Origin of the sequence: Halorhodospira sp. 9622, from assembly GCF_022228025.1 — a bacterium.
GTDB lineage: Bacteria > Pseudomonadota > Gammaproteobacteria > Nitrococcales > Halorhodospiraceae > Halorhodospira > Halorhodospira halophila_A.
In genome coordinates this window covers 220,134-232,667 of sequence record NZ_JAJNRE010000001.1, presented here as the reverse complement: position 1 = coordinate 232,667, position 12,534 = coordinate 220,134, and the positions used below count along the sequence as shown (strand labels likewise).

Here is a 12,534-nt window from a genome sequence, read left to right as displayed (position 1 = left end):
CCTGAATAGAACCTATGTCCCACAAGATCCTGCTGCTTCCCGGCGACGGTATCGGCCCCGAGATCACCGCGGAGGCCCGGCGCGTGCTGGAGGCCCTGAACGAGCGCCACGGGCTTGGCTGCGAGATGGAGACGGCGCCCATCGGCGGCGCCGGCTACGACGCGGCGGGGCAGCCCCTGCCCGAGGAGACCCTGCGCCTGGCGCGGGCGGCCGACGCGGTGCTGCTCGGCGCGGTCGGCGGCCCGCAGTACGACGCGCTGCCCCGGGAGGTGCGCCCGGAGCGTGGTCTGCTGGCGATCCGCTCGGAGCTGGGGCTGTTCGGCAATCTGCGCCCGGCCATCCTCTACCCGCAGCTGGCCGGGGCCTCGGCGCTGCGCGAGGAGGTCGTGGCGGGGCTGGACATCCTCATCGTCCGCGAGCTCACCGGCGGCATCTACTTCGGCCAGCCCCGGGGGATCCGCACGCTGGAGAACGGCGAGCGCCAGGGGTACAACACCGAGGTCTACAGCGAGTCGGAGATCGAGCGGATCATGCGCCTGGCCTTCGAGGCGGCGCAGCAGCGCCAGGGGCGGGTCTGCTCGGTGGACAAGGCGAACGTGTTGGAGAGCTCGGAGCTCTGGCGGGAGGTCGCCGAGCGGGTGGCCGCTGACTATCCGGCGGTGGAGCTCTCCCATATGTATGTAGACAACGCCGCGATGCAGCTGGTGCGCGCGCCGAAGCAGTTCGACGTGGTGGTCACCGGCAACCTCTTCGGCGACATCCTCTCGGACTGCGCCGCCCAGTTGACCGGCTCCATCGGCATGCTGCCCTCGGCCTCGCTGGATGAGCACGGCAAGGGGCTCTACGAGCCGGTGCACGGCTCAGCGCCGGACATCGCCGGGCAGGACAAGGCCAATCCGCTGGCCACGATCCTGTCGGTGGCGATGATGCTGCGCTATAGCCTGGGTGCCGGCGAGGCTGCCGACCGGGTCGAGGCCGCCGTGGGGGCGGTGCTCGAGGAAGGGCTGCGCACCCCGGACCTGCAGGGCGGCACGCGGCCGGTGGGCACGCGCGAAATGGGCGAGGCGGTGGCGCAGCGGCTGTAGCTCCAGCTACAGCCCGCAGCGACCATCCGCGACAGAGGGGCCGCACCCGACAAGGTGCGGCCCCTTTGCGTGGGTGCCTCCGCGCGTCCCGGGGAGGCGTTAGAAGTTGAAGCGGGCCCCGAGGGCCAGGCCCAGGTCGTTCTCGTCGCCGGCGTCGTTGATCTGCAGATCGCCCACGGCGTCCCACTGCGGGGTCAGCGCGTAGGTGAACTTGGCCGCCAAGTTGACGATGCCGTCGTCGTCGAAGTCATCGGTGTCCACGTTCAGGTAGCGGATCTCCCAGGCGTACTGCAGGCCGTCGAGGAACATGCAGCCGTGGCGGATGCCGGCAGTCAGCTCGTAGCCGGTCTCGCTCTCACTGCCACCGACATCGAAGTCGACATCACGGTAGACCAGGGCGGCGACGCCGTAGAGGTCGATGCCCGGCGTGACGGCCAGGCGGTAGCCCGGGCCCAGCGAGAGCGTGGTGATGTCGATGTCGTCGGTGAGGTAGCTGGCCTCGCCGCGCAGGAAGATGTCGTCGGTCAGGCTCAGCGAGCCGATCAGCCGCGGGCCGACAAGGTCCTGATCCGCGTCGTCCAGCTCAGTAAAGACAACGCCGCCCTCGGCGTAGTCGTAGCTGAAGTCCTGGGCCGGCAGCTGCGCAAACGCCTGCCCGCCGATCAAACCACCGGCGACCAGGCCACTGGCGGCCGTATAGAGAATGCCTCTGTGCATGGGTGCCGCTCCTTGGTTTCACGGGTTGGGGGGAACTGCAGACAATCTAGCAGGTACCTGCCGGCGTGCCAGTCCGCGGATTGCTGGGGCGGCCCGAGGCGGCGGGTCGCGCTGGCCCCGCGCTGCCGCGAGGCGTTAGACTCCGGACAGGAAAACGTCCAGACAGGGGCTAAGGATCCATGAGCAAGCAGTACGACGTCGCCGTCGTTGGTGCCACCGGCGCCGTGGGAGAGGTGATGCTCTCCATCCTGGCCGAGCGCGGCTTCCCCGCGCGCAGGATCTACCCGCTGGCCAGCGCGCGCTCGGCGGGGAACACGGTGACCTTTGCCGGGCAGGAGCTGGTGATCCAGGATCTGGCCGAGTTCGATTTCTCGCAGGTGCAGATCGCGCTCTTCTCCGCCGGGGGCTCCATCTCCGCCGAGCATGCGCCGCGGGCGGCGGAGGCCGGTGCGGTGGTCATCGACAACACCTCCCACTTCCGCTATGACGACGATATCCCGCTGATCATCCCCGAGGTGAACCCTCACGCGGTGGCTGGCTACAAGAAGCGGGGGATCATCGCCAACCCCAACTGTTCCACCATCCAGATGCTGGTGGCGCTCAAGCCGATCCATGACGCCGTGGGCATCGAGCGGATCAACGTGGCCACCTACCAGGCGGTCTCCGGCAGTGGCAAGCCGGCCATCGACGAACTCCACACCCAGAGTCGGGCGATCCTCGACGGCGCCGAGCCGCAGTGTGCCGAGTATCCCAAGCCGATCGCCTTCAACTGCCTGCCGCACATCGACGACTTCCAGGACAACGGCTACACCAAGGAGGAGATGAAGATGGTCTGGGAGACCATCAAGATCTTCGAGGACTCCTCCGTGCGGGTGAACCCGACCACGGTGCGGGTGCCGGTGGTCTACGGCCACTCCGAGGCTGTGCACATCGAGACCCGCGAGCGCATCACCGCCGAGCGTGCCCGGCAGGTGCTCTCCGGCGCTCCGGGCATCGAGGTCTTGGACGAGCGCGCCGGTGGCGGCTATCCGACGGCACTGACCGAGGCCGCGGGGCGCGATCCAGTCTACGTCGGACGCATCCGCGAGGACATCAGCCACGAGCGGGGTCTCGATCTGTGGGTGGTGGCCGATAACGTCCGCAAGGGAGCAGCGCTGAACAGCGTGCAGATCGCGGAGCTGCTGATTGGCGAATACATCTGACGGCGGACGGAGGGGCGAGCCCGTGCGCAAGGCGATTCACGGCCTCGCCGGCCTGGCAGGTCTGTCACTGGTCTCGGTGGCGGCCGCGGTGGAGGTCAGCCTCGGTACCATCGAGGGCCGCTCCGAGGCCGGCGAGCCGGTTTCGGCGCGCATCCCTGTGCGGGATCTCGGTTCCGACGAGTTGGCGCGGCTCGATGTCGGCCTGGCCCCGGGGCGGATCTTCGATCGCGCCGGGATCGAGCGTGCGCCCGAGCTGTCGCTGCTCGACTTCGAGCTGATCGAGTCGGGCGAGGATGCCCCGTACATCGCCGTCACCAGCCAGCAGCCCATCGATGAGCCCCTGCTTGATTTCCTGGTCCAGGTCAGCTGGCCCGAGGGCGACCTGGTCCGCGAGTACACCCTGCTCCTCGAGCGGCCGACCACCGCCGACGACGATGCCCCGGCACAGGGGCAGCCACTGGCCCGCGAGGGCGAGCCGTTTGAGGAGGTGACCCGCGACGGTGAGCGCGAGCGCCGATCCACCGCCTATGGGCCGGTGGAGGAGGGGGATACCCTGTGGCGGATCGCGTCGGAGCACCGCCCCGATGACTCGGTGACGGTCGCGCAGACCATGCTGGCCATCCAGCGGCTCAATCCCCGCGCCTTCTCTGACGACAACGTCAACGACCTGCTCAGTGGGTGGTGGCTGAAGCTGCCCAGCCGCGAGCAGATCGAGCAGCTTTCTGCCGGCGAGGCCCAGGCGATCTACGAGGAGCACCTGGCCAGCTGGGTGCCGCCAGCCGAGCGACGCGCAGCGGTGGAGGAGCTCGACGAGTCGGTGCCTATCCCTGACCTGGCGGACCCCGACGCGCCCGTTGGGGAGGAAGAGGCGCCGACAGCCGAGGAGGCCCGTCTGCGCATCCTGGCCCTGGGCGATGAGGAAGGCACCGAAGAGGTGCTCTCGCTGCTTGATACCGAGCTGGAGGCCTCTGAGGCCAACGTACGCCGGTTGCAGGGGGCACTGGCGGCCCTGCGGGAGGAGCGGGCGAGCCTGCGTTCGGAACGTGACAGCCTCCGGGCGCAGGTTGAGGATCTGAGCGAGCGGGTGGCGGCGCTCGAGCGGCTGGTGGACCTGGACATGGAAGGGGTGCTGCCGCCGCCGGATGCCGAGCCGACGCCGATCGTCCCGCTGCCCGAGGTGGACGAGCCCCTCGACCCCCTGGACGAGCCGGAGCCAGCGCCCGTCGAGGTTGAGCCGGAGGCGCCGGAGCGCGAGGAAGAGACGGAAGATGAGGTCGGCTGGGCGCAGTGGCTCTCCGGCGACGGCGACGTCACCGCTGCCGACCTCTGGCGTGACGAGGAGGCACGGCGGCAGATGCTGATCGCCACCGGAGGAACCCTGCTGGCGCTCGCTGTGGTCGCCGGCCTGTTGCTGCGCCGGCGGCGCCGTTCGGCGGAGCCTGATAGCCGGGAGGGGCTGCGCCTCGATCGCGGCGACCTCGATTTCGATTTCGACAGCGGGGCACGCCGCGACGCCCTCGAACTCGCCGACGAGTACCTGGCGGACGACGACCTGCGCCGGGCCCGGGACGTGCTCGAGCGCGGCATTCACCGCGAACCGGCACGCACCGATCTGCGCCTGCGGTTGCTCGAGGTGCACTCCCGTCTCGGCGATCGGGAGGCGTTCCTCAGCCAGGCCCAGGACCTCTACGACCGGACCCGCAGCGACGCCGACCCGACCTGGCAGGCAGCGGTGGCACTGGGTGTGGCCTTCGTGCCGGATAGTCCGCTGTTCGCCGATGCCGCGGCAGCAAGCCAGGCGCACGCCGACGAGGCGGAGGGCGAAGCGCAGGCGCCTGGGGGGGCGGCAGCCGATGGCGGTACGCCGGAGAGTCCGGCGCCCGAGGTCGAGGAGGGTCTGGATACCAAGCCGGATCTGGAAGACCTGGATCTGGGTCTGGACGCTGACGAGGGCGAAGGAGTCGGCAAGCAGGCGCCGGGCGAAGGCGAGGGCGAGGATGACTTCGATCGCCGTCTTGATGCGGCTTTTGACGAGCAGCCGCAGCCGGCGGAGCCCGGGGCCGCCGGGGGGCCGGCAGCTGCCGAGCCCGCCGAGGAGCCTGAGCCGGCCATGGCCCGCGAGCCGGAATCGAGTGCCGGCGCGCAGGACGTCGCCGATGAGCTCTTCGGCGGTGCGGATGCCAGCGGCGATGAACTCGACGAAATGGACCTCGACAGCCTGTTCAGCGAGGAGGAAGACGAGGGCGCCGAGGAGGGGCTCGGCCTGCAGGCGGACGAGGGTGCCGAGCCGGAGGCTGAGCCGGAGCCGTCCCTGGGGGTCGGTGAGGGGGATGAGGCCGACACCAAGCTCGACCTGGCCCGGGCCTACATCGACCTGGGGGATGAGCCGGGGGCCCGCAGCCTGCTCGAGGAGGTCCTGGAGGAGGGGACCGAGTCGCAGCGCGAGAGCGCCCGGCAGGTCCTGGCTGAGCTCGGCGGCGAGTAGGCGGGGCGGCCTTGGCGGGAGCGTGTACCGAGCAACGCATCGCGCTGGTGCTGGAGTATGACGGCACCAATTTCAGCGGCTGGCAGCGCCAGGACCACGCCCCCTCGGTGCAGCAGGCCCTCGAGCGGGCGGTGTCGCGGATCGCGGATCACCCTGTGACCGTGGTCTGCGCCGGGCGAACCGATGCCGGGGTGCACGCCGCCGCGCAGGTGGTTCATTTCGATACGACGGCGTCGCGTCCGTTGCACGCCTGGGTGCTAGGGACCAACGCGCAACTGCCCGAGACGGTCAGCGTGCGCTCGGCCCACGCCGTCGACGCCGATTTCCACGCCCGCTACCGCGCCCAGCGCCGTGGCTACCGCTACGTCTTCCTGAGCCGCCGCGCCCGCCCGGCGCTGTTGCGCCACCGGGTGGCGTGGACCCACCGCGAGCTCGATGCGAGGCGTATGCACCGGGCCGCCCAGGCCCTGGTCGGTGAGCAAGACTTCTCGGCCTTCCGTGCCGTCGCCTGCCAGGCACCCCACGCCGTTCGCGAGGTGTACCGGATCGATGTGCACCGCCACGGTGAGCTTCTGTTCATCGACATCGAGGCCAACGCCTTCGTGCACCACATGGTGCGCAACATCGCCGGGACGCTGATGGCCGTCGGAACCGGCGAGCAGGCTGAGCACTGGCCCGCCGATCTGCTGGCCGCGGGCGACCGGACCCGCAGCGGGATCACGGCGCCGGCGTCCGGGCTCTACCTGACCCGGGTGGTCTACCCGCCGCATTACGGACTCCCCGCCGAAGGGCACTGGCCGTTTTTGGCGTAAAGCCGGCCCACGCGGTAACATTTGCGCTTTCCTTGGAGCCGCCGAAGGGGGACGCCGAGCGTGCGCACGCGCGTCAAGATCTGCGGAATCACCCGCCCTGAAGATGCCGCGACCGCCGTGGAGTTGGGGGCCGATGCCATCGGCCTGGTCTTCTGCGATGCCAGCCCGCGTGCGGTGGATATGAAAGAGGCCCGCGCCATTGTGGCCGCGGTCCCGGCCTTTGTCTCCGTGGTCGGCCTGTTTGTCGATCCCAAGCCGGGGCAGGTGGAAGTGGCGCTCGAGGGGCTGCACCTTGATACCCTGCAGTTCCACGGCGATGAGGCGCCTGAGCTCTGCCGCTTCTACGAGCGCCGTTACGTCAAGGCGGTGCCCATGGGCGGCGGGGTGGATCCTCAGGATTATGTGGCGGCCTATCCCGATGCCAGCGGGTTCCTGTTCGACAGCCACCGCCTGGGCGAACGGGGTGGCCGGGGCGAGTCCTTTGATCACGACACGATCCCGGGCGGCGTGCGGGGGCTTACGGTGGCCGGCGGCCTGAACGCCGAGAATGTGGCGGGGGTGGTGCGCAATGTGCGCCCCTTCGCCGTGGATGTCAGCAGCGGCGTCGAGTCGGAGCCGGGGATCAAGGACCGGGAGCGCATAGCCCGGTTTCTCGCGGAGGTGGAACGTGGCGACGAGACCTGAGCAGTACGGCGGCGATCCCGCCGGGGAGCACGACGGGCACTTTGGCCGTTTCGGGGGACGGTTCGTCTCCGAGACCCTGGTGGGGCCGCTTGAGGAGCTGGCCGAGGCGTACGCGGAAGCGCGTCGCGATCCGGCCTTTCAGGATGAACTCGACCGCGAGCTGCGCGATTTCGTCGGCCGACCGACTCCGCTGTATTTGGCCGAGCGGCTGACCGCCAGCGCCGGCGGGGCGCGCATCTATTTCAAGCGTGAGGACCTGGCCCATACCGGCGCGCACAAGGTCAACAACACCGTCGGCCAGGCGGTGCTGGCCGCACGCATGGGCAAGACCCGGATCATTGCCGAGACCGGGGCCGGCCAGCACGGCGTGGCCACGGCGACGGTGGCCGCGCGAATGGGCCTGGAGTGCGTCGTCTACATGGGAGCCGACGATGTGCAGCGCCAGGCCGCCAACGTCTATCGGATGCGCCTGCTTGGTGCGGAGGTCCGCGCCGTGGATGCCGGTACGCGCACCCTCAAGGACGCCATGAACGAGGCGATGCGCGACTGGGTGGCGAACGTCGACAACACCTTCTACATCATCGGCACCGTCGCCGGCCCCCACCCCTATCCGACCCTGGTGCGTGATCTCCAGCGGGTCATCGGCGTCGAGACCCGGGCGCAGATGCTGGAGCGCGAGGGCCGTCTGCCCGATGCCGTGGTGGCGTGCGTCGGCGGCGGCTCCAATGCCCTGGGCATCTTTCACCCGTTCCTCGACGACGCCGCTGTCCGGCTGGTGGGTGTCGAGGCCGGTGGCGAAGGCGTGGCCAGCGGTCGGCATGCCGCTCCGCTCAATGCCGGACGGCCCGGGGTGCTGCACGGCGCGCGCAGCTACCTGATGGAGTCCGACGAGGGGCAGATCATCGGCACCCACTCCATCTCGGCCGGCCTCGACTACCCCGGCGTCGGCCCCGAGCACGCCTGGCTGAAGGATACCGGGCGCGCCGAGTACGTCGCGGTCACCGATGCCGAGGCGCTCGCGGCGTTCCACCGGCTCAGCCGAACCGAGGGCATCCTGCCGGCGCTGGAGACCGCCCATGCGGTCGCCTACGCCGAAAGCCTGGCCGCGGAACTCGGGCCGGACGCCACCCTGGTGGTCAATCTCTCCGGACGGGGTGACAAGGACATCGCCACTGTCGCGGCGCAGGAGGGCATCGAACTGTGAGCCGCATCGCTGAACGTTTCCGCACTTGCCGCTCCGCCGGGCGAACGGCCCTGATCCCGTACATCACCGGTGGTGATCCGTCGCCCGACGACACCGTGCGCCTGATGCACGCCCTGGTGGCCGGCGGCGCCGACATCATCGAGGTTGGCGTCCCGTTTTCCGATCCGATGGCCGACGGCCCTGTGATCCAGGCCGCCTGCGCCCGGGCACTGGCGGCGGGGACGACGCCGGCGCGGCTGTTCGAGGTCGTGCGCCGTTTCCGCGAGGACGATCCGGATACGCCGGTGGTCTTCATGGGTTACGCCAATATCCTCGAGGCTGCCGGCTACGGCGCCTTTGCGCGCGATGCCGCCGCCGCCGGTGTCGATGGGCTGCTGACGGTTGATCTGCCCCCGGAGGAGGCCGAAGAGCTGGCCGACGAGGCGCAGGCCCACGGCCTCGATCTCATCTACCTAGTGGCGCCCAACACCAGCGCCGCCCGCCTCGAGCGGGTCTGCTCGGTGGCCGGCGGGTTCGTCTACGCGGTCGCCCTCAAGGGGGTCACCGGTGCGGCGGACCTGGATGCCGGGTTGGTGGAGCAGCAGGTCACCGGTATCCGCCGCGTCACTGATCTGCCGGTGGCCGTCGGGTTCGGGGTGCGCGACCCGCAGAGCGCTGCGGCGCTGGCGCCCTGCGCCGACGGTGTGATCGTCGGCAGCGCGCTGGTGCGCATGATCGGCGAACACGGCGCGGCGGCGGATCTGCCCGAGCGCCTGCGCGATGCCGTCCGCGCCCTGCGCCGGGCGATGGACGAGACGACGACGGGGGGTGATTCGTGAGCTGGTTTCAGAAACTCATGCCGCGGCGCATCCGGACTGAGGCCGGACCGCGCAGCCGCAGCGTCCCCGAGGGGCTGTGGACCAAGTGCGAGTCGTGTCAGGGCATCCTTTACCGCCCGGATCTGGAGCGCAACCTCGAGGTCTGCCCGAAGTGCGATGCACACATGCGGATCTCGGCGCGGCAGCGCCTGCGGCTGTTCCTGGACGAGTCCTGCGAGGCCGTGGAGATCGGCGCCGAACTGCAGCCCTCGGACTTCCTGCGTTTTCGCGACAGCAAGCGCTACCGGGATCGGCTGACCCAGGCCCAAAAGGCTACCGGCGAGAACGACGCCCTGGTGGCTATGCGCGGTGCGGTCCATCAGCGGCCCGTCGTCGTCTGCGCGTTCGAGTTCGGGTTCATGGGCGGGTCCATGGGCACCATCGTTGGTGAGCGCTTCTGCCGTGCCGCCGAGGAGGCCCGGGCCCACGACATCCCGCTGGTCTGTTTCTCGGCCTCGGGCGGGGCGCGCATGCAGGAGGCGCTGTTCTCGCTGATGCAGATGGCCAAGACCTCGGCGGCCATTTCGCGGCTCAACGAGGCCCGGGTGCCGTATATCTCCGTGCTCACCGATCCGACCATGGGCGGTGTCTCGGCCAGCCTGGCCACGCTGGGCGATGTCATCATCGCCGAGCCTGGGGCGTTGATCGGCTTCGCCGGTCCCCGGGTGATCGAGCAGACCGTGCGCGAGACCCTGCCCGAGGGGTTTCAGCGGGCCGAGTTCCTGCTCGAGCACGGCGCCATCGACATGATCGTCGACCGGCGCGAGATGCGCGACGAGATCGCCTCGCTGATGGGCAAGCTCGGCGGCGATGTCTCGGTGGCGCCCGCTCCGGCGGTGGAGTCCGAGCCGACGGCTGCCGAGGCGCAGGGCACCGAGGCCGGCGAGCCGAGCGAGGGAGACGGCTCCGGCGAGGCGGGTGACGGTCCGGCCGACGCCGGTGAGGACGGGGGCGGCACACGCAACGCATGAACGACGCCCGCACGGCGCAGCCGGCAGCCCCGGCGGATCTCGATGGCTGGCTGGCACGCCTGGAAGCGGCCCACCCGACGGCCATCGACCTGGGCCTTGAGCGGGTGGCCGCGGTGGGTCGGCGCCTTGGTGTCCTCGATCCCACCGCGCGGGTGATCACCGTCGGCGGGACCAACGGCAAGGGGAGCGTGGCGCGGACCCTCGAGGGTGTGCTGAACGGTCTTGGCGTGGCCACGGCACTCTACACCTCGCCGCATTTCCAGCGCTTCAACGAGCGCATGCGCATCGATGGCGCGGAGGTCAGCGATGCCGCGTTGATCGAGGCGCTGGGTCGGGTCGAGCAGGCCCGGAGCGAGGCGGGCGTAAGCCTGACCTACTTCGAGCACACCACCCTCGCAGCCTTCGACCTCTTCGGGCGCAGTGGCGCGGCGGTCTGGATCCTAGAGGTGGGCCTGGGCGGCCGGCTGGACGCAGTGAACACGGTGGATGCCGATATCGCCGTGGTGACCCGCATCGCCCGCGATCATGCCGAGTTCCTGGGTGACGACCTCGAGGTGATCGCCGCGGAGAAGGCCGGCATCTTTCGCTCCGGCCGGCCGGCGGTGATCGGTCAGCCGGATGCGCCGGCGGCGCTGCGTCGGATCGCCCTGGAGGTCGGTGCCGGACTGGTGGAGGCCGGGGACGCCTTCACCTGGGGGGAGGGGGACGACGGGCTCTGGTGGTGGCGCTGCGCCGGACACCACTGGTGCGGCCTGCCGGCGCCCGGGGTCTCCGGGCGGGCGGCGCGCGGTAACGTGGCCACCGCCCTGGCCGCTCTGGTTCAGCTGCCGGAGGGCACCGGTGCGGATCCGGAAGCCGTTGCCCGCATCCTCGGCCGGATCCGCGTCCCCGGACGGCTGGAGCGGATCGGGACCGGGTCACTGGAGTGGCTGTTGGATGTCGCGCATAATGCCGATGGGGCGGAAGAACTCGCCCGGGTGCTCGACGACGGGGCGGCGTCCGGGTGGACGCGGGCTGTATTCGCCGTGGCGTCGCGCAAGGACGCCGGCGCGCTGATTGATGCGCTGAGCGGCCGGATCGATGCCTGGTACCTGCCGCAGCTCGACGAGCCGGATATGCGTCACGCCGATGAATTGGCCCGTGAGCTTGCCGCAGCCGGGGAACCGGTGGTCCACTGCGGCGACGACGTGGCGGCCACCCTGGCCGTACTGGAAGAACAGGCCCGCCCCGGTGACCGGGTGGTGGTGTTCGGTTCCTTCCGTACTGTGGCCGCCGTACAAGCGCAGAAAGGCTGGGGGTAGGCGATGGATCCAAGCACGAAAAGACAGCTGGTTGGCGCCGCGGTCCTGGTCGCCCTGGCCGTGATCTTCCTGCCGATGATCTTCTCTGGTTCCGACGATGCCGAGGATGTGGACGTCCCCGTGGAGGTGCCGCCGCGGCCCGACGAGCAGCCGGAGCCGGAGGAACTCGCCGAGCAGCCGCCCGAGGGCCTGGAGGACGAGCCGGAGGACTTCAGCACCGACGAGCCGGTTGGGTTCGAGGAGCCGGAGGCGCCGCGGGACGGGGACGACGACGAGACCCGACGTGACGACCCCGAGGCGCGGGAGCCCGCCGCCGATGACGAAGCCGAAGACGTCGTGAGCGAAGACGACGACGTTAATGGTGTAGTGGACGAGGTGGACGGTATCGCCATTGTCAGCCGCGACCAGGGGGCGTACTCCGTCCAGGTGGGCAGCTTCCGGGAGGCGGACAACGCCGAGCGCGAACGCGATCGCATCCGCGAGCTGGGGCTACCGGCCTATATCCAGTCGGCCGAAGGGGACGGAAGCTTCCACCGCGTCCGTGTCGGGCCGGTCATGGAGCGTGACGAGGCGCAGGCGCTGCTCGAGCGCGCCGTCGATGAGGCGGGGGTCGAGGGCTACGTGGTCACGCGATGAACTGGCTGGACCTGGCCATTCTCGGTGTCATCGCCCTGTCGGCGGGGATCAGCCTGATCCGCGGTTTCGTCCGCGAGGTGCTCTCTGTGCTGGTCTGGGTGGCCGCCTTCTGGGTTGCGGTGCGCTACTCCGGGGCCGTGGCGCTGCTGCTCGAGGAGTGGATCGCATCGCCGACGATCCGCCTGGGTGCCGGTTTCGTGGTGCTTTTCGTGGGAACACTGATCCTCGGGGCGCTGCTCAACAACGCCCTGTCGGCGTTGGTGACGCGCACCGGTCTGGGCGGCACCGACCGGCTCCTAGGGGTGCTGTTCGGGGCTGCGCGCGGGGCGGTGGTGGTGGCGCTGGTGGTGCTGCTGCTCGGGTTCTCGCCGATGACCCAGGAGCGGGCCTGGGAGGAGTCCGTCGTGCTGCCGGGGATCAAGCCGTGGATCTGTCGAGCCGGCCTGGACGCCTGGCTGGAAGACTTTGATTGGCAGCCGCCTGTTGAGGGCGAGGCAATGGAGGGCTTCGATGGCTTGCCGGATTACTGGGCTGAATACTGCGCCGGCCGGCGGCCGTGAATCCGCCCGCCGTGCCGGCG

12 protein-coding genes are annotated in these 12,534 nt (G+C 70.1%); 11 read left to right on the top strand and 1 reads right to left on the bottom strand.

The window, feature by feature from the left end; genetic code table 11:
- The first annotated feature begins 14 nt into the window (after window positions 1-14).
- Complete coding sequence (leuB, locus tag LRG07_RS01075) at window positions 15-1,085, top strand: 3-isopropylmalate dehydrogenase (RefSeq protein WP_238641587.1); 1,071 nt, start codon at window positions 15-17, stop codon at window positions 1,083-1,085.
- 99 nt (window positions 1,086-1,184) lie between these two features.
- On the opposite strand, the gene LRG07_RS01070 is transcribed toward leuB, so the two are convergent.
- Window positions 1,185-1,802 carry a hypothetical protein gene (locus tag LRG07_RS01070; RefSeq protein ID WP_238641586.1) on the bottom strand — a complete coding sequence of 206 codons (618 nt, stop codon included), beginning with the start codon at window positions 1,800-1,802 and terminating at the stop codon, window positions 1,185-1,187.
- Between the two features lie 179 nt (window positions 1,803-1,981).
- Here LRG07_RS01070 and LRG07_RS01065 point away from each other — a divergent pair, with 179 nt between their 5' ends.
- From LRG07_RS01065 to LRG07_RS01020, 10 genes are read left to right on the top strand one after another with little or no spacing between them, the layout of a single operon-like run.
- A complete protein-coding gene (locus LRG07_RS01065; RefSeq protein WP_201171593.1) occupies window positions 1,982-3,004 on the top strand; it encodes an aspartate-semialdehyde dehydrogenase in 1,023 nt (340 codons plus the stop codon).
- A gap of 22 nt (window positions 3,005-3,026) precedes the next feature.
- A complete protein-coding gene (locus LRG07_RS01060) occupies window positions 3,027-5,489 on the top strand; it encodes a FimV/HubP family polar landmark protein (protein WP_238641585.1) in 2,463 nt (820 codons plus the stop codon).
- An 11-nt stretch (window positions 5,490-5,500) separates the two neighbouring features.
- The gene (truA, locus tag LRG07_RS01055) at window positions 5,501-6,301 is read left to right on the top strand and encodes a tRNA pseudouridine(38-40) synthase TruA (protein WP_238641584.1); all 801 of its coding nucleotides are present in this window, start codon (window positions 5,501-5,503) and stop codon (window positions 6,299-6,301) included.
- A gap of 60 nt (window positions 6,302-6,361) precedes the next feature.
- Window positions 6,362-6,985 (top strand): phosphoribosylanthranilate isomerase, encoded by a 624-nt coding sequence (locus LRG07_RS01050; protein WP_201171582.1) that lies wholly within the window; start codon window positions 6,362-6,364, stop codon window positions 6,983-6,985.
- Complete coding sequence (trpB, locus tag LRG07_RS01045) at window positions 6,969-8,189, top strand: tryptophan synthase subunit beta (protein WP_201171580.1); 1,221 nt, start codon at window positions 6,969-6,971, stop codon at window positions 8,187-8,189. Before LRG07_RS01050 ends, trpB begins: the two co-directional genes overlap by 17 nt.
- Entirely contained in the window at window positions 8,186-9,007 is an 822-nt protein-coding gene (gene trpA / locus LRG07_RS01040) for a tryptophan synthase subunit alpha (protein WP_201171578.1), read from the top strand. Before trpB ends, trpA begins: the two co-directional genes overlap by 4 nt.
- Entirely contained in the window at window positions 9,004-10,017 is a 1,014-nt protein-coding gene (accD, locus tag LRG07_RS01035) for an acetyl-CoA carboxylase, carboxyltransferase subunit beta (RefSeq protein WP_238633474.1), read from the top strand. Before trpA ends, accD begins: the two co-directional genes overlap by 4 nt.
- On the top strand, window positions 10,014-11,318 hold the full coding sequence (locus LRG07_RS01030) for a folylpolyglutamate synthase/dihydrofolate synthase family protein (RefSeq protein WP_238641583.1): 1,305 nt from the start codon (window positions 10,014-10,016) through the stop codon (window positions 11,316-11,318). Before accD ends, LRG07_RS01030 begins: the two co-directional genes overlap by 4 nt.
- Window positions 11,319-11,321: 3 nt before the next feature.
- Window positions 11,322-11,954, top strand: a complete 633-nt coding sequence (locus LRG07_RS01025) for an SPOR domain-containing protein (protein ID WP_201171563.1) — start codon at window positions 11,322-11,324, stop codon at window positions 11,952-11,954.
- Window positions 11,951-12,514, top strand: a complete 564-nt coding sequence (locus tag LRG07_RS01020; RefSeq protein ID WP_201171555.1) for a CvpA family protein — start codon at window positions 11,951-11,953, stop codon at window positions 12,512-12,514. Before LRG07_RS01025 ends, LRG07_RS01020 begins: the two co-directional genes overlap by 4 nt.
- The last annotated feature ends 20 nt before the right edge of the window (window positions 12,515-12,534 follow it).